A 15,843-nucleotide genomic window follows, 5' to 3' on the forward strand; every position below is an offset into this window, starting at 1 on the left:
GCTATTCTGCCGCCATCGGAAACACGAACAGTTCACCAGGATGCGGGATGGACTGGTCCGGCGTCGGACGCGCCCGCAGCATGAGCCCGTTCATGCCCAGGGTCTCGGCCACCATGCAGGCGGCCGCGCCCATGGGGAACGGCGGATCCGCGTCCAGCAGGCCGCGCAGGCGCTCCTCTAGCGATCGGTAGTCGCCCGCCTGGGCGCAGCCGAAGATGTCGAGCACCAGGGCCTCGTCGTCGGTGAGGCGCGGATCGGCGGGGATCGAGAGCTGAACGCGCCGATGGCCATGGACCGCGAGCTGTTGCACGAACGCTTCGAGCATCCGGTAAGCCGCCTCGCCGGCGCAGCCGCAGGCCGCCTCGAAGTGGACCTGGAGTCCATGGCACGGCGTCGCCAGGGCGAGCAGCCGCACGGTGCGGATCAAAAGGCGCTCGCCGTGGAAGAGGGGTTCGAAGGGGGACTGGGCGTGCATGGCCGACTCCGCTGAGACGACCTCACGATATTGCTGTTGCGAGTCATTCGCAACTAAGGAGGCCGATCAGTAGCGCCTTTCCATGAACACGTCGGCGCGGGCATACGGCGTCTCTACGGGCGCAAGGTCCTTGAAGCCCATCGCCCGGTAGAGGCCCAGCGCCGGTCCCAGCGAGGAGTTGGTCTCCAGGTAGAGCCGCGTCGCGCCGAGTTCGGCCCCGGCGTCGATGCATCGCTGCATCAGAAGCCGCCCGAGACCCGAGCCGCGAAGGTCCTCGGAGACGGTCATCTTCGCCACCTCGTAGCCGCCGTCGTCCATCTTCAGCAGCGCCACGCAGCCCACCGGCGCGCCGTCCTTCAAGGCGATGAAGATCCGGCCGCCCTTGGCGATGATCTTGCCTTCCGGATCGGTCAGCACCTCCAGGTCCTTCGGCTCGAGCGCGAAATACTTGGTGATCCAGGCTTCGTTCAGGCGATGGAACGCCTCGGCATGGCCAGGTTCGAACTCGACGATGTCCATGAGTCCCTCTCGTGCGCGCAGCGGGGTGGCCAGAACGCCTGTCTGCCGCCAAATTCGACCTAATGCCGAATGCGATTTTCTCAAGCCTGCCGACCACCGTCTTCGAGGAGATGTCGGGCCTCGCGCGCGCCAACGGCGCGGTGAACCTCGGCCAGGGCTTCCCCGACGATCCGGGTCCAGAGGCCGTGCGCGCCAAGGCCGCCGACGCGGTCCTCAACGGCTACAACCAGTACCCGCCAATGGCGGGCCTGCCCGAACTGCGCCAGGCGGTGGCGAACCATTATGGCCGGACCCAGGAGCTCGACCTCGACTGGGCGTCCGAGGTGACCGTCACCTCCGGCGCCACCGAGGCCCTGGCCGCCAGCTTCCTCGCCCTGATCGAGCCGGGCGACGAGGTGATCGTCTTCCAGCCGTTCTACGACGCCTATCCGCCGCTGATCCGCCGCGCGGGCGGCGTGCCGAAGCTGGTCCGGCTGGAGCCGCCGCACTGGCGGTTCACGCGAGAGATGCTGGAGGCGGCCTTCACGCCGCGCACGCGCCTCGTCGTACTGAACAATCCGATCAACCCCACCGGCGTGGTCCTGCCCGACGAGGATCTGGCCCTGCTGGCCGAATTCTGCGTGACGCACGACGCCGTCGCCGTCTGCGACGAAGTCTGGGAGCAGGTGGTGTTCGACGGCCGCCGGCACCGGCCGCTGATCGCCTTCCCCGGCATGCGCGAGCGGACGGTGAAGATCGGCTCCGCCGGCAAGATGTTCGGCCTCACCGGCTGGAAGGTGGGCTTCCTCTGCGCCGCTCCCGCCCTGACGCACAGCCTAGCCCGCGCGCACCAGTTCCTGACCTTCACCACGCCGCCCAACCTGCAGGCCGCCGTCGCCTGGGGCCTGGAAAACGCGGCCGACTGGTTCCGCGACATGCCGGCCGGCCTGCAGCGCTCGCGCGACCGGCTGGCCGACGGCCTGAGGCGCGAAGGCTTCGCCGTCCTACCCAGCCAAGGGACCTATTTCCTGAACGTCGATCTACCGGGCTCCGGCATCGTCGAGGGCGACCGCGATTTCTGCCTGCGCGCCGTCAAGGAGGCCGGCGTGGCGGCGATACCGGTGTCGGCCTTCTACGAGGCGCACCCCGTCACCACGATCGCGCGACTGTGCTTCTCGAAGGGGGATGCGACGCTGGATGAGGGCGTCGCGCGGCTGGCGAAGGCGCGGGACCTTTCGATCAGGGCCAGCCGCTCCACCACGCCGGCGTGACGCCGAACGACCTCAGCAGGTGCTGCCGCCGTCGACGACAATGGTCTGGCCGGTGGTCCAGGCGCCGGCGCGCGAGGCCAGGTAGACGGCCGCCCCGGCCAGGTCGTCCGGCTCGCCCAGGCGGCGGAGCGGGGTGCCCGAGCTGGCGCGTTCCTCGCCGGCCGGGGTGTCCCACAGCGCCTTGGCGAAATCGGTCTTCACCAGACCCGGCGCGACGCAATTGATGCGCACGTTGTAGGGACCCAGCTCCTTGGCGAGGTTGCGGGCGAGCTGCATGTCGGCGGCCTTGGAGATGGCGTACGCGCCGATCACCTCGGTGCCGCGCAGACCGCCGATGGACGAGATCACGATGATCGCGCCGTCCTTCCGTTCCTTCATCTCGGGGGCCACCATCTGGATCATCCAGTTGTTGGCGATGATGTTGTTGGCCAGGATCTTGGTGAAGGCCTCGTCGGAAATCTCGAGCTGGCTGCCGTAGTAGGGGTTCGAGGCCGCGTTGCAGACCAGGATGTCGATCTTGCCGAACGCCTTGCGGGTCTCGTCCATCAGGCGCTGAAGGTCCTCCTTCGACGAGATGTTGGCCGGCACGGCGATGGCGTGGCCGGGGCTGCGCGCGTTGATCACCGCGGCGACCTCCTCGCAGGGGCCGGCCTTGCGCGAGCTGATCACCACCTTGGCGCCCTGCTGGGCCATGCGCTCGGCGATGGCGCGCCCGATGCCGCGCGACGATCCGGTGATCACCGCCACCTTGCCCGTCAGGTCGAACAGACCGTTCACGCTCACGGCGGGGGCTTCGAGAACTTGGCCCATCGGGCGCTCCTTCCAAACGACTGTTTAAGTTTGCGCGTCATTTGCGACGCCGGTTGCCCCTCGGTCAAGGTGGACGGCGATCCAGGATTCCGTATCTTCGAAAGCGCACGCCGGCCCTTGAGAGCCGGTGGCGCTTTTGGGGGAACGTCATGAAGGTGTTTGCCGGCCTTACGGCCGTCATGATGGCGGCCGGCGCCGCCCTGGCCGTGGGCACCAGCCTCAAGGCGCAGCCGGCGCAATCGGCCGATGCGTTGCCGCATCCCGGCCAGGCCATCTACCGGCTGCGCTGCGCGGCCTGTCACGACAATCCTGAGGACACCAAGGCGCCGGCGCGCAGCACCCTGTCGGCGATGAGCTTCCAGACGCTCAGCTTCGCCCTGACCCAGGGCAAGATGCAGGCCCAGGCGGCCGGCATGAGCGAGGAGGAACGGGGCCAGCTCATCAACTTCCTGACGGGCCGCTCCAGCGCCAGCGTCGAGACCTGGAGCAAGGGCATGGCCTGCGCCCGGTCGGGCGTCGACATCAAGACGGCGCCCGCCGTGTCCACCTTCGGCTTCGACGCGCGCCAGACCCGGACCCTCACGGCGAAGCAGACCGGCCTCACCAAGGCGAAGCTCTCGAAGCTCGACCTGGCCTGGGCCATCGCCTTCCCCGACACCACCATGATGCGCGCGCAGGGCGCCGTGGTCGGCAACACGGTCTTCCTGCCGGTGGCCGAGGCGGCCGCCATGTACGCGTTCGACCTCAGCAACCCCGCGAAGCCTTGCCTCAAGTGGGTCTACAACACCCAAGGCGCGGCGCCCCTGCGCACGAGCCCGGGCTACGGCGTGATCGCGGACGGCACGCCGGTGCTGGCCTTCGCCGGCCTGGACACCACGCTCCACGTGCTGGACGCCCGCACGGGCAAGCCGCTCTGGCATCGGCCCGTCGGGACCTATTCCTACTCCCTGACCACCGGCACGCCCCGCGTGCTGAAGGACCGGATTATCGTGCCGGTCAGCCAATTCGAGATCATGACGGCGGCGGACAACAAGGTCGCCTGCTGCACCAACCACGGCTACGTCCTGTCTCTGGACCCGAAGACCGGTAAGCAGCAGTGGCGCTACGACACCATGCCGGACGCCCAGCCCGTGCGAGACCGCGGCGACGGCAAGCCGCTGCTCGGCCCCTCGGGCGCGCCGATCTGGAACTCGCCGGTCGTGGACGAGACGCGCGGCCTGATCTTCTTCGGGACAGGGGAAAGCAACTCGCCGCCGGCCCACCGCAACACCGATGCGCTGATCGCCATCCGCCTGAAGGACGGGACCGAGGCCTGGAGCCATCAGGCGACCTCGGACGACATCTTCAATGCCGGCTGCGGGCCCAATCCGCGCAAGGAGCTGCTGAACTGCGTGAAGGCCCCGGAGACCGTCTACCGCGACGTCGACTTCGGCGCCTCGCTGATCCTCGCGAAGCTCAAGTCCGGCAAGGAGGTGATCTTCGCCGGGCAGAAGTCGGGCACGGTCTGGGCGCTCGACCCCGACAGCGGCAAAGTGCTGTGGCGGCGCGACATCGGGACCGGCGCGCCCAACGGCGGCATTCACTGGGGCATCGCCTTCCACGACGACATGGTGATCGTGCCCGTCGCGCAGATCGGGCGGCCCCTGCCCGGCGGCCAGCCGATCGATCCGAAGCTGCAGCCCGGCATGTACGGCGTCGACGCCAACACCGGCGAGATCCGCTGGCACTATTCGGCGACGCCGGACTGCGCCAACGGGCGAGACAAGAAGGCGCCTCGGTGCGAGCGGCTGTACGGCTTCTCCGGCGCGCCGGCGGTGATCGACGGCGCTGTGGTGCAGGGCGGCCTGGACGGACGGCTGTACGTCATCGACGCGAAGAGCGGCGAGCGCCTGTGGGCCTACGACACCTTGCGCGATTTCCAGACGCTAAATGGCGTGCCGGGCAAGGGCGGCTCGATCGACGCGGCGTCCATCGTCGGCGTGAATGGACTGGTCCTGGTGGGCTCGGGCTACGGCATGTTCGGCCAGGCGTCCGGCAACGTCCTGCTGGCGTTCCGGCCGAAGTAGCTAACGGCAGGCCGCGAAGCGTCCCATGTCGAGGTGCAGATGGTCGCGGTGGGCGGCGTTGTAGTCCGGACCCAGCACCGCGTTGAACCACGGGCAGGCGCCGTCCCTCGCCCTCCGGAGAAAGCGGCCGCGCGCACCTTGGTCGTTGAAATCCTCGAGCACGCTCACGCGGCGGCCTGAGATCGTGCGGAAGGCCGAGACGTCCAGCGCGTTGGCGTAGGCGTGTTCGCTCCTCATGCCAGTCGCCCGGCCGTAGATGTTGCGGCAGGCGAAGCTGCCATAGTGCTCGACGGTGACTACCGGTTCTCCGAGGTTTGCGTGCGCGGCCGGCTGCACGGCGTGCCGGATCCAGAAGGCGTAAGCCAGCGCCTCGGGACAGGTCATGACGGGCGCGGCGGGAGAGAGTTGAGCGCCCTGCAGACGTAGAGTGTTGTGCGTGCTGCAAGCGCCGCGGACGCGCCCCGGCTCCTCCACGAAGCCCAGGCCGCCCTCGCGCAGGACGAGCCGACATTGCCGCGGGTCCCGGGCGGCGAGGGCGAATTTGAAGCCCGTGGCGAGGCCGACCGGCTGGTCGAGGCGCAACGGCGTCCACGGCAGGTCTTCCGGCGGCGCCCACCGGGCTATGGCGACGCCGAGGAGCAGCGACATCACCAGCAGGTCGGTCAGCAGAGACCACGCGCCCGCCAAGGCCAGCACTTCCGGCGACACAGGCTTCGGGCGAATGGGGCGGCGGGCCACGGCAGGGAAATGGCGCCTGCGCCTTGCGGTTCAATCTGCGGACGGTCAAGGATCGGCACAGATCGGGGAAGGGCTTTGTGTATGCGCATCTTAGGGCGGATCGCGCTCGGCTTTCTGGCCGTGCTCGTCGTGCTGGTCGCCGTGGTCCTGGTGCGGACCTTCACGTTCAAGGCGCCGGCCTCCGGCGACGTCGGCGGGATCAAGGTCGCCGCGGCGATGCCGGTGGACGTGGCCGGCGCGGCGCAGCGCCTCAGCCAGGCCGTCCAGATCCAGACCGTCCGCCACCAGGACCGGGCCGAGGACGTCGACGCCGAGTGGACGCGGCTGCACGAGCTGCTGGCCGCGAGCTACCCAGCGGCCCATGCGGCGATGACCCGCGACGAGTTGGCCAGCCGCACGCTGGTCTACACCTGGCCCGGCGCCGACAAGGCCCTCGCGCCCATCGTACTCATGGCCCACCAGGACGTGGTGCCCGTGACGCCCGGCACCGAGAAGGACTGGAAGCACCCGCCCTTCGGCGGCGTCATCGCCGACGGCGCGGTCTGGGGTCGGGGCTCCATCGACGACAAGGGCTCGCTGATCGGCATCTTCGAAGCGGTCGAGACGCTGGCGAAGCAGGGCTACCGGCCGCGCCGCACGATCATCGTCGTGTCCGGCGGCGACGAGGAGGTCTTCGGCCAGGGCGCCCGTTCGGCGGCGGACTTCCTGAAGTCGCGGGGCGTCAAGGCCGAGTTCGTGCTGGACGAGGGCATGGCGGTCCTCAACGACAACCCGATCAGCGGCGGCAAGGCCGCGATCATCGGCACGGCCGAGAAGGGCTACGGCACCCTGCGGGTCACGGCGCGGGCGACCGGCGGGCACTCGTCCGCCCCGCCGGCGAACTCCGGCGGCGTGGTCACCCTGTCCAAGGCCATTGTGGCGATCGCCGACGACCAGTTCCCCCTCGCCTTCCGCGGGCCGGGCGCCGAGATGGTGAAGACGTTGGCCCCCGACGCGCCCTTCGCGGTGCGCATGGCCGTGGCCAACGAATGGCTGTTCGGCGGCCTGCTGACCAAGCAGGTCGGGGCCACGCCGACCGGCGCCGGCCTGCTGCACACGACCATCGCGCCGACCATGCTGAAGGGCAGTCCGAAGGAGAACGTGCTGCCGCAGGACGCCACCGCCTGGATCAACTACCGGATCGCGCCGGGCGACACCTCCGACACCGTGATGAAGCGCGCCAAGGCCGCGGTTGGAGACCTGCCGGTGGAGCTGGCCTGGAACGCCGCGCCGAACGAGCCCTCGCCGGTGAGCTCCACCAGCTCGTGGAGCTGGCGGGTGCTGGCCGCGACGGCAGGGGCGGTGTCGGGCGCGCCTGTCGCTCCCAGCCTCGTCACCGCCGGCACGGACAGCCGCTTCCTGACCCCCGTCGCCAAGGACGTCTACCGGTTCCAGCCCGTGGAGTTCAGCCTGAAGGACGTGGAGATGATCCACGGCACCAACGAGCACATGACGCTGAAGAACCTGGAGAAGATGGTCGACTTCTACGGCCGCCTGATCGTCACGGCGACGCAGTAACCGTCCTGCGCTCTTGCCCCGGGCCGCGCGGACCAATAGCTGTGTAGCGACGAAACTCCCGCCGCCCGCTCGCGGCGACAAGACAGGGCTGCCCAAGATGCTGAAGTGGATTTCCTACCTCGACGACGAAGACGGCGACGACGAGGACAAGGGCCGCCTGCCCGACATGCCGATGACCGCCGGGCCGGTGCAGAACGCGCTGTTCAAGTCGCGCACGGTGCTGATCTTCGGCGAGATCGACATGCGCCTGGCCGAGCGCGTCACCGCCCAGATCACCGCCCTCGCCAGCGAGAGCGACAAGCCGATCCGCGTGATCATCAACTCGCCGGGCGGCCACGTGGAAAGCGGCGACACCATCCACGACATGATCCGCTTCTGCGGCAACCAGGTGAAGGTGATCGGCACCGGCTGGGTCGCCTCGGCCGGCGCTCATATCTTCCTGGGCGCGACCAAGGAAAACCGCCTCTGCCTGCCCAACACCCGCTTCCTGCTGCACCAGCCGGCCGGCGGCGTGCGCGGCCAGGCCTCGGACATCGAGATCGAGGCGGAAGAGATCATCAAGATGCAGGAACGGCTGAACCGCCTCATCGCCCGCGAGACCGGCCAGACCTACGAGAAGGTCGTGAAGGACACCCAGCGGAACTTCTGGATGAGCGCCGAGGAAGCCGTGAAGTACGGCCTGGTGTCGAAGATCGTCACCGACGCCTCGGAAGTCTGAGTTTCTCCCCGTCGGGGGAGGTGGATCACGCCGAAGGCGTGAGACGGAGGGGGTTTCAGCCGAGGCGGATCGACCGGTGGGCTTCAACCCCCTCTCCCGCTTCGCGGGAGCTCCCCCAACCGGGGAGCAACTATGAGCGATGAGCCTCAACCCTGGTGGAAGGGCGCGATCCTCTACCACGTCTACGTCCGCAGCTTCTTCGACTCGAACGGCGACGGCCATGGCGACCTGCCCGGCGTCATGGCCAAGCTGGACTACATCCAGAGCCTGGGCGTCGATGGCCTGTGGCTGTCGCCGATCCACCCCTCGCCGAACCGCGACTGGGGCTACGACATCGCGGACTTCGAGGGCATCCAAGGCGACTACGGCACGCCCGAGGACTTCCAGAGCCTGCTCGACGCCGCCCACGCCCGTGGCCTCAAGGTCGTGCTGGACGAGGTGCTGAGCCACACGTCCGACGTCCACCCCTGGTTCGTGGAGAGCCTCACGGGCGGCAAGGACGGCCCCAAGGCCGATTGGTACGTCTGGGCGGACCCGCAAGAGGACGGGACCGCGCCCAACAACTGGCTGAGCGTCTTCGGCGGCCCCGCCTGGGCCTACCAGCCGGCGCGGCGGCAGCACTACCACCACAAGTTCCTGCGCCAGCAGCCCAAGCTGAACTGGCGCGATCCCGGCGCGCGCGAGGCGGCCTTGTCGGTGCTGGACTTCTGGCTAGCCAAAGGCGTGGACGGCTTCCGCCTGGACGTGGCCGGCACCTTTCTGCACGACGCGGCGCTGACGCCGAATCCGCCCGTGCCGATGGAAGAGCGCCGCGGCTACAACTGGTCCCACGCCGGGAACCTGCAGTTCCACTGGTACGACTCCAACCTCGAGGAGAACGTCGAGACGCTGGACGTCATCCGCCGCCGGGTGGAAGGCCACAACGGCGTCAACGGCGGCGAACGCTTCGTTTTCGGCGAGTTTTCGGAGGAGGAGGCGCGCTGCGGCGCCTATCTCTCGCCGGCCCAGGGCCTGCATTCCGGCTACACGTTCGTGATGCTGCTGGCCCGCAAGCTGGAGGCCGGCTTCGTCACGAAGCACTTCGAGACCCTGTCGGACTATCCCGGCCACTGGCCGACGATCAGCTTCTCGAACCACGACGTGCCGCGGACGGTCAGCCGCTTCGGCGGCAAGCAGGCCTCGCCCGAACTGGCGAAGATGCTGTTCGCGCTGCTGATCAGCCTGAAGGGCACGACGCTGATCTACCAGGGCGAGGAGCTGGGCCTGCCGCAGGCCTCGCTGACGCGCGACCAGCTCCGCGACCCCGTCGGCGACCTCTACTGGCCCTACGACGGCGGCCGCGACGGCTGCCGCACGCCCATGCCGTGGACGGCGGGCGAGAACATGGGCTTCACCGACGGCGAGCCCTGGTTGCCGCTGGCGGCCGAGCACCGCGGCCTGTCGGTCGAGGAACAGGGCGAGGACCCCGACTCGGTGCTCAACTTCTCACGGGAGATGATCGCCCTGCGCAAGGCGACGCCGGCCCTCAGCCTCGGCGAGATCGACTTCGTCGCGGCTGAGGGGCCGCTGGTGGCCTTCGTCCGCGCCCACCAGGGCGAGGAGGTGGTCTGCGTCTTCAACTTCAGCGACGCGCCGCAGGTCTTCGCGCATCCCTCGCTGGAGCGGACCGAACTGCTGCCCTTGCGCGCGGGCGAGGCCGACCTTCGCGGCGGCTCGGTGGGCCTTTCGCCCTACGCCGCCTGCTTCCTGCGGCTCGTCTAGTCGCCGACGCCAGGGATGGTCACCGTATTGCCGTAGAGCCCGGCCATCGGTTGTCCGGCGGCGCGGCGCTGGTCCACAGGATCGCAGGGACAAGGAATTGGAGGCCGGCGCGTTTCATGGCGAAATGGGCAATCTCGCACGAAGCCCGCCCCACTGAATTCGCGAAATGAGTGATTTTAGCCTGATGGAAATCGATGCCCGACTGTGAGACACGAGCGGTCCGCGCCGACGGCCGTTTCGGCCAGGGCTTCCTGACGGACACCTGGTATTTCGCGGGCCTGTCCAGCGACCTGAGGCCCGGTCGCCTCCTCCATGCGGACCTGCTGGGCGAGCCGGTCATGCTGGGCCGCTCCACGAGCGGCGAGCTGTTCGCCCTGCGCGACGTCTGCCCCCACCGCGCAGCCCCGCTGTCGGCGGGCAAATTCCACCGCGACGAACTGGGCGTCGAGAGCGTGGCCTGCCCCTACCACGGCTGGCGCTTCCGCGCCGACGGCGCCTGCGCCGCGATCCCCTCGCTGACCGCCGGCCAGGCGATGGACGTCTCCAAGGTGCGGGTGCGCCGCTATCCGGTGGCCGAAAGCCAGGGGATGGTCTTCGCCTGGATGGGCGCGACGCCCCTGAGTGAGCCCGACGGACCCCCGCCCGTCTTTCCCGGCGCGGTGGGCGGCGCGCCGAAGATCGTCGACCGCATGGTGTTCGACGCCCATATCGATCAGGCCGTCGTCGGCCTGATGGACCCGGCGCACGGACCCTATGTCCACCGCCAGTGGTGGTGGCGGACGGCCGGCAGCGAGCACGACAAGGAAAAGCGGTTCGAGCCCCGCGAGCAGGGCTTCGCCATGGTCCGCCACGCCCCGTCCCGCAACAGCCGCGCCTACGCCATCCTGGGCGGCCGCCCGGAAACGGAGATCACCTTCCGCCTGCCCGGCCTGCGCTGGGAGCACGTCACCGTGGGCCGCCGCCAAGTGCTGTCGCTCACCTGCCTGACGCCACTGGACGAGGGCCGGACGCTGGTGACCCAGCTCGTCTGGTCGGACCATCCGGCCTTCAGCCTGTTGACGCCGGTCATCGCGAGGATGGCCCGCACATTCCTGCGCCAGGACGGCGACATGGTGAAGCTGCAGAACCAGGGCCTGAAGCACGACCCCACGCTGCTGTGGGTGGACGACGCCGACCGGCAGGCCAAATGGTACCAGGCGCTGAAGCGCGAATGGATCGCCAGCCGCCGCGAGGGCCGCCCGTTCGAGAACCCCGTCCAGCCCGCGATCCTACGCTGGCGAAGCTAGCGCGATCCGCCGAACCGCAGGCGGGTTCAGGCACGGAATCGCGGCTCTAGGCGGCCGCCCTGGCCGCCGTGACGCGTACGATGCCGGGGTCGTCGATACGGATCGGAGCGAGACCGCGCGCGGCCGTCCAGTCCACCTGCATGCCCAGCGCCACGGCGGCGGGCGCGGCGTCCAGCTTTCGAAGCTGGATCTTCGCCAGCGCCTCGCGGGAAACGCGAAGGTAGAGCACGGAGTCCGTGTCGGTCTCCGCCAGGCCGCCGGGACGGCAGAGACGGCCGACGACCTCGACGGTCTCGACGGGAGCCACCTGCAGGAGTTCGACGGCGGCCCGGATCGTGACCGAGCACGCATGGGCGAGCTGGATCTGCCGGCGCTCGGCCTCGAGCAGTACGTTGCGCGAGACGACGCCCGCCGCGGTGAACGCTTCCTCGGGCAGGGCGTCGTATTCCCAGAGGTCCACCTGGCCGATCAGCCGGTCCCGCCCTTCGCCGAACAGGCTGAAGCCCTCGGTCGCGTCCTTGAAGACGGTCGCGGCGCCGTTCGCCCTCAGGACGCCGGCGATGGCCTCGGGCTTCATCGACCGTACGTCGCCCGCCAGCGCCAGGATCTTGTTGTGCGCCGCCGCCTCGGCCTTTGCGCGCGCATAGAGCTCGGCGTCGGCCCTCGCCGACTCGACCACCTCGTTCGTCAGCTCACGGCGCTTCTCGCGTTCGCGCCCCAGCAGATTGTCCAGCAGGGACGGACGGTAGTTGGCCAGCCTCTGGCGCGCGACGGCCGACACCGCATCGCGGGCGACGTTCGGCACCACAGGTCCGATGGCCTCGATCTTCTCCCAGTCGAAGCGCTCGAAGCCCACCTGGTGGATCTTGGTCAGGCGCTCGATCAGCGCCTCGTAGGCGTCGGCCTCGCCGCGCGTGGCGCGGCGGTGCTCTGCCGCGCGCAGCTTGCGATCGCGTTCGCGCAGGCCGCGGCCGGCCACCCGGTCCACCCTGCTCATGGGCGCTACGACATGCGCCGGCCCTTGCCCGGACATGGTGCTTCTTCCCAAATGGTCGCGGCGTTTTGCCGCTACTCAAAATGAGTAACCGCCCGCGCGTCACCGAAACCTTAACAATGGGAATGGCGTGGGAATTCCTGGGAATCCAATTCTCTGTCAGGTGACCGCCGCCGGTCCGTCCCCCACGAATTTAACCTTCGTCCCTTTCTCGACGGCCTTCGAAAGCTGCATCGCGTCCCAGTTGGTCAATCTTACGCAGCCGTGACTGGCCGTCTTGCCCACTAGGCGCGGTTCGGGCGCGCCGTGGATGCCGTAGGTGTCCTTGGTGAGGTCGATCCAGACGGCGCCCACGGGATTGTTCGGCCCCGCCCTGATCGTGAGTTTCCCGGCGGACTTGTCACCGAAGTTCAGCCGGCTGGGATCGTAGGTCCAGGTCGGCGCCGGCGCGATCGTACGGACAGCCCACTCACCCGACGGCGTGGGCAGGTCGGCGGAGCCGACCGTCGCGGGATAGGCGGCCAGCAACTCTCCCGCCGCGTCGTAGGCCCGGACCTGCTTCCTGGTCTTGTCGACCTCGACCGTGGCGACCTTCGTGGGAAGGGCATCGCGGGCCGGCCAGGCGACGACGATCCTGGTCCCCGCCGCGCCGAAGTCGGCCCCGGGGTTCAGCGCCTGCAGGAGGGCGACATCCATGTGGAAGCGCTCGGCCAGCGCTTCGAGAGGTCCGCTGAAGCCGAGGCGGTCCAGCTTCGCCATGTCCTCGTACCGCTTGGGGATTTCGGGCGTGTAGGGGCCGGCGGCATCCTCCCGGGACACGACATAATCGACCAGCGCCGGGCCGGCGTCGGCGGTCAGCTTGCCCCAGACCTCCGCATCGAGAATCCCGTCCTCGGGCAGGTCGTGCGCCCGTTCATAGGCGGCGATCGCGTTGCGCATGTTCTCGCCGTCCTGTCCGTCGATCACGCCCGGCGAGAAATGCGCGCGATCCAGCAGGACCTGGGCGCGGATGAGCATGTCGCGCCGGGCCTCGGGTGTGGCCGGCTGTTCGCTGAACGCCGCTCTGTCGACAGCCTGCGCAACCGCCGCGGCGGAAGGCGCAGGCTGCGTTTCCGGAACCGCCGGCGACGGCATCGACGCGGCCGGCGGCGCTGAGGTCTGCGACGCGCTCGCCGTCTCACGCGGACGGATCTCGCAGGCGCTCAGGGCCGCGGCGGCGACACCGCAAAGCAGAACGGGCGAGAACTTCATGCTGGACCTCTGCGTTCTGCCGCCCATTGCTGGCGGCGATGTGGATGAAGCTCCGAGATGTCATGCGGTTCCTGGGGGCCTCGGGCGCGGCGATCGTGCTGCTGCTCCTGCTGTTCCTGCGCGTGACCAGTTGTTCACCCGCCCGCACGCCCGCTGGCCCGGCGCAGCAGGCCGCACCGCTTGGCGCGGTGAGCGCCGAGTGCCTCAGCAGCGGATGGACCAAAGCGGCGCAGGCGAACGCGGGGTCGCTTCGCACGCTGGCCTGGGCGCCCTTCGGCCGTCAGGAGACCGGCTGGGAGATCTATGTCCCCCTGATCCAGAGCGAGATCCGTACGGACTGTGCGGCGGACAGCGAAGGGTTCGCCGCCGCCCTGGCGGGCTGGCAGGAAGCCCGGGGTCTGGACGCCGACGGCGTGCTCTCCGAACCCGTCTTCCTGGCGATGAAGTCGGCGCTCCAGGGTCGTCGCGAGTTCGTAAGGTTCACCTCTCTGGGCGTCTGTCCCGACACCCCCGATCTGATTACGGCGGCCAAGATCGAGGAGGGCTATGGCGGCAAGCAGGTCTGGCTGCGGCCGAGGGCGCTCGACGCCTACCGCCGCATGGTCGCCGCGGCGCGGGCCGACGTGCCGGAGATCGCCGCCGACCCGCGAAACCTCACCATCTTCTCCGGCTATCGCAGCCCGGCCGCCGACGCCGCCCGCTGCCAGGCGGAGGGCAATTGCGACGGGATCGTGCGCGCCCGCTGCTCCGCCCACCGGACGGGGCTGGCGGCGGACATCTACGTTGGCCAGGCGCCCGGCTTCGGCCCCGACTCCAGCGCCGACGAGAACCGATTGTTCATGACGCGGACCGCGACCTACCGCTGGCTCCTGGCCAACGCATCGCGCTTCGGCTTCGTGAACTACCCGTTCGAACCTTGGCACTGGGAGTGGACGGGCGAGGCGCCGTGACTCTAGGCTCGGGCCTATGCCCAGCGTGACCCTGAACAGCGCCCCGATCGCCTACGACGACATCAGCCCGACGGGCCCGGTGCAGCGGACCATCCTGTTGCTGCACGGCTTCGCGTCCAACCGGAACGAGGGCTGGCGCCGCACGGGCTGGTACGGGGCGCTAGAGCGTCGCGGGTTCCGCACCATCGCCCTGGACCAGCGCGGCCACGGGGAAAGCCTGCGTTCGCACGACCCCGCCGACTACGGCCGGGAGAAGCTCGCCGCGGACGCCCAGGCCCTGCTCGACCATCTCGGCGTCGGCCGCGTCGACTTGCTCGGCTATTCGATGGGCACACGCACGGCGATGCAACTGGCGCTGGACACGCCGGACCGGGTCTCAAACCTGCTGCTGGGCGGCGTGGGCGCAAAGCTGTGGGATCCCCCCAAGCCGGGCGCCGCCGAGGCGATGGCCGAGGCCATGGGCGCGGAAGACCCTTCGACGATCCAGAACGAGATGCTCAGGAGCTTCCGTCAGTTCGCCGACGAGCAGGGCGAGGATCGCCAGGCCCTCGCCGCCTTCTCGGCCGCAGCCAGCCCGCCGCTGGACCGCGATGCGCTGGGGCGGCTGCCCATGCCGGTCCTGGTGGCGACCGGCCAGTTCGACGACCTAGCCGGCGAGCCGGAGCCGCTCGCCTCGGTCTTCCCGCTCGGCAAGGCCGTGACCCTGCGGGGCGTGGACCACTTCTCCGTCATCCCGCACGCGTCCTTCAAGGCCACTGTCTTCGACTTCATCGACGGCCTGCTGGACGACGACTTCCCGCCGTTCGAGTGACCAGCTAGCTGCGCGGTCCCATGTTGTAGGGGCCGCCCTTCTCCAGCGCGGCCCGGTAGGCCGGGCGCGCCTGGAAGCGGTCCACCCAGGCCTTGATGTTGGGGTACTGGCCGAAGCGGCCGAAGGCGCCGGTCACCTCTCCCACGAAGCTCATCTGGATATCGGCGGCCGAGAGGTCGCGGCCCAGCAGCCAGTCGCGGCCGGCCAGGGACGTCTCGACATAGCCGAGATGGTTGGCGATCTCGCTCTCGATGCGCGGGTGCAGCGGCGCGCCGGCCTCGCCCAGGCGGCCGACGTACATGAACAGCATCAGGGGCAGCATCGCCGAGCCCTCGGCGTAGTGCATCCACTGGTTATAGGTCTCGTAGTCGTCGCTGCCCATCGCGGGCTCCAGCCGGCCGCCGCCGTGGCGGCGCACGATGTAGTCGATGATCGCGCCCGACTCGTGGACCGTGCGGCCCGCGTCCGTGATCACCGGCGACTTGCCGAGCGGATGGATCGCCACCAGTTCGGGCGGCGCCAGCCGGGTGGTGGCGTCGCGCTGGTAGAACTTGATCTCGTAGGGCGTCCCCAGTTCCTCCAGCAGCCAGAGGATCCGCTGCGAGCGGCTGTCGTTCAGGTGGTGGACTGTGAGCATCGGGCGCTTCCTGTTCTTGT

15 protein-coding genes are annotated in these 15,843 nt (G+C 69.3%); 8 read left to right on the plus strand and 7 right to left on the minus strand.

Annotated elements, in window-relative coordinates:
• Position 1: 1 nt before the first annotated feature.
• The gene (locus Q0L11_RS00870; protein WP_296594950.1) at positions 2-475 is read right to left on the minus strand and encodes a hypothetical protein; all 474 of its coding nucleotides are present in this window, start codon (positions 473-475) and stop codon (positions 2-4) included.
• Between the two features lie 66 nt (positions 476-541).
• Positions 542-994, minus strand: a complete 453-nt coding sequence (locus tag Q0L11_RS00875; protein WP_296594951.1) for a GNAT family N-acetyltransferase — start codon at positions 992-994, stop codon at positions 542-544.
• Positions 995-1,056: 62 nt separating this feature from the next.
• Between Q0L11_RS00875 and Q0L11_RS00880 the strand changes: the two genes are divergently transcribed.
• A complete protein-coding gene (locus Q0L11_RS00880) occupies positions 1,057-2,244 on the plus strand; it encodes an aminotransferase (RefSeq protein ID WP_296594952.1) in 1,188 nt (395 codons plus the stop codon).
• Between the two features lie 12 nt (positions 2,245-2,256).
• On the opposite strand, the gene Q0L11_RS00885 is transcribed toward Q0L11_RS00880, so the two are convergent.
• Complete coding sequence (locus Q0L11_RS00885) at positions 2,257-3,054, minus strand: SDR family oxidoreductase (protein WP_296594953.1); 798 nt, start codon at positions 3,052-3,054, stop codon at positions 2,257-2,259.
• A 149-nt stretch (positions 3,055-3,203) separates the two neighbouring features.
• Between Q0L11_RS00885 and Q0L11_RS00890 the strand changes: the two genes are divergently transcribed.
• Positions 3,204-5,120 (plus strand): PQQ-binding-like beta-propeller repeat protein, encoded by a 1,917-nt coding sequence (locus tag Q0L11_RS00890; RefSeq protein WP_296594954.1) that lies wholly within the window; start codon positions 3,204-3,206, stop codon positions 5,118-5,120.
• On the opposite strand, the gene Q0L11_RS00895 is transcribed toward Q0L11_RS00890, so the two are convergent.
• On the minus strand, positions 5,121-5,828 hold the full coding sequence (locus Q0L11_RS00895; RefSeq protein WP_296594955.1) for an extensin family protein: 708 nt from the start codon (positions 5,826-5,828) through the stop codon (positions 5,121-5,123). It abuts the gene before it with no gap.
• A gap of 111 nt (positions 5,829-5,939) precedes the next feature.
• On the opposite strand from Q0L11_RS00895, the gene Q0L11_RS00900 reads away from it, so the two are divergent.
• The 4 genes from Q0L11_RS00900 (at position 5,940) to Q0L11_RS00915 (ending at position 11,180) form a co-directional block, all read left to right on the plus strand.
• The gene (locus tag Q0L11_RS00900) at positions 5,940-7,415 is read left to right on the plus strand and encodes a M20 family peptidase (RefSeq protein ID WP_296594956.1); all 1,476 of its coding nucleotides are present in this window, start codon (positions 5,940-5,942) and stop codon (positions 7,413-7,415) included.
• Positions 7,416-7,512: 97 nt separating this feature from the next.
• The gene (locus Q0L11_RS00905) at positions 7,513-8,133 is read left to right on the plus strand and encodes an ATP-dependent Clp protease proteolytic subunit (protein WP_296594957.1); all 621 of its coding nucleotides are present in this window, start codon (positions 7,513-7,515) and stop codon (positions 8,131-8,133) included.
• A 132-nt stretch (positions 8,134-8,265) separates the two neighbouring features.
• Complete coding sequence (locus Q0L11_RS00910; protein WP_296594958.1) at positions 8,266-9,894, plus strand: alpha-amylase family glycosyl hydrolase; 1,629 nt, start codon at positions 8,266-8,268, stop codon at positions 9,892-9,894.
• A gap of 194 nt (positions 9,895-10,088) precedes the next feature.
• On the plus strand, positions 10,089-11,180 hold the full coding sequence (locus Q0L11_RS00915; protein WP_296594959.1) for an aromatic ring-hydroxylating dioxygenase subunit alpha: 1,092 nt from the start codon (positions 10,089-10,091) through the stop codon (positions 11,178-11,180).
• Between the two features lie 46 nt (positions 11,181-11,226).
• Here Q0L11_RS00915 and Q0L11_RS00920 read toward each other — a convergent pair whose 3' ends face one another.
• Together Q0L11_RS00920 and Q0L11_RS00925 are read right to left on the minus strand one after the other, a co-directional pair.
• Entirely contained in the window at positions 11,227-12,177 is a 951-nt protein-coding gene (locus tag Q0L11_RS00920; protein WP_296594960.1) for a hypothetical protein, read from the minus strand.
• Positions 12,178-12,333: 156 nt separating this feature from the next.
• On the minus strand, positions 12,334-13,425 hold the full coding sequence (locus Q0L11_RS00925) for a L,D-transpeptidase (protein ID WP_296594961.1): 1,092 nt from the start codon (positions 13,423-13,425) through the stop codon (positions 12,334-12,336).
• A 44-nt stretch (positions 13,426-13,469) separates the two neighbouring features.
• Between Q0L11_RS00925 and Q0L11_RS00930 the strand changes: the two genes are divergently transcribed.
• Positions 13,470-14,375 (plus strand): D-alanyl-D-alanine carboxypeptidase family protein, encoded by a 906-nt coding sequence (locus Q0L11_RS00930; RefSeq protein ID WP_296594962.1) that lies wholly within the window; start codon positions 13,470-13,472, stop codon positions 14,373-14,375.
• 16 nt (positions 14,376-14,391) lie between these two features.
• The gene (locus Q0L11_RS00935) at positions 14,392-15,186 is read left to right on the plus strand and encodes an alpha/beta fold hydrolase (protein WP_296594963.1); all 795 of its coding nucleotides are present in this window, start codon (positions 14,392-14,394) and stop codon (positions 15,184-15,186) included.
• Between the two features lie 4 nt (positions 15,187-15,190).
• Here the strand turns inward: Q0L11_RS00935 and Q0L11_RS00940 are convergent, their stop codons facing one another.
• The gene (locus tag Q0L11_RS00940) at positions 15,191-15,823 is read right to left on the minus strand and encodes a glutathione S-transferase (protein ID WP_296594964.1); all 633 of its coding nucleotides are present in this window, start codon (positions 15,821-15,823) and stop codon (positions 15,191-15,193) included.
• Positions 15,824-15,843: the final 20 nt, after the last annotated feature.

The organism is Phenylobacterium sp. (assembly GCF_024508875.1).
GTDB lineage: Bacteria > Pseudomonadota > Alphaproteobacteria > Caulobacterales > Caulobacteraceae > Phenylobacterium.

What these genes read in the sequence shown, in the direction of transcription:
- Q0L11_RS00870 (WP_296594950.1), bottom strand. Translation starts at nt 475, where the DNA reads ATGCACGCCCAGTCCCCCTTCGAACCCCTCTTCCACGGCGAGCGCCTT.
- Q0L11_RS00875 (WP_296594951.1), bottom strand. Translation starts at nt 994, where the DNA reads ATGGACATCGTCGAGTTCGAACCTGGCCATGCCGAGGCGTTCCATCGC.
- Q0L11_RS00880 (WP_296594952.1), top strand. Translation starts at nt 1,057, where the DNA reads ATGCCGAATGCGATTTTCTCAAGCCTGCCGACCACCGTCTTCGAGGAG.
- Q0L11_RS00885 (WP_296594953.1), bottom strand. Translation starts at nt 3,054, where the DNA reads ATGGGCCAAGTTCTCGAAGCCCCCGCCGTGAGCGTGAACGGTCTGTTC.
- Q0L11_RS00890 (WP_296594954.1), top strand. Translation starts at nt 3,204, where the DNA reads ATGAAGGTGTTTGCCGGCCTTACGGCCGTCATGATGGCGGCCGGCGCC.
- Q0L11_RS00900 (WP_296594956.1), top strand. Translation starts at nt 5,940, where the DNA reads ATGCGCATCTTAGGGCGGATCGCGCTCGGCTTTCTGGCCGTGCTCGTC.
- Q0L11_RS00905 (WP_296594957.1), top strand. Translation starts at nt 7,513, where the DNA reads ATGCTGAAGTGGATTTCCTACCTCGACGACGAAGACGGCGACGACGAG.
- Q0L11_RS00910 (WP_296594958.1), top strand. Translation starts at nt 8,266, where the DNA reads ATGAGCGATGAGCCTCAACCCTGGTGGAAGGGCGCGATCCTCTACCAC.
- Q0L11_RS00915 (WP_296594959.1), top strand. Translation starts at nt 10,089, where the DNA reads ATGCCCGACTGTGAGACACGAGCGGTCCGCGCCGACGGCCGTTTCGGC.
- Q0L11_RS00920 (WP_296594960.1), bottom strand. Translation starts at nt 12,177, where the DNA reads ATGAGCAGGGTGGACCGGGTGGCCGGCCGCGGCCTGCGCGAACGCGAT.
- Q0L11_RS00925 (WP_296594961.1), bottom strand. Translation starts at nt 13,425, where the DNA reads ATGAAGTTCTCGCCCGTTCTGCTTTGCGGTGTCGCCGCCGCGGCCCTG.
- Q0L11_RS00930 (WP_296594962.1), top strand. Translation starts at nt 13,470, where the DNA reads ATGAAGCTCCGAGATGTCATGCGGTTCCTGGGGGCCTCGGGCGCGGCG.
- Q0L11_RS00935 (WP_296594963.1), top strand. Translation starts at nt 14,392, where the DNA reads ATGCCCAGCGTGACCCTGAACAGCGCCCCGATCGCCTACGACGACATC.
- Q0L11_RS00940 (WP_296594964.1), bottom strand. Translation starts at nt 15,823, where the DNA reads ATGCTCACAGTCCACCACCTGAACGACAGCCGCTCGCAGCGGATCCTC.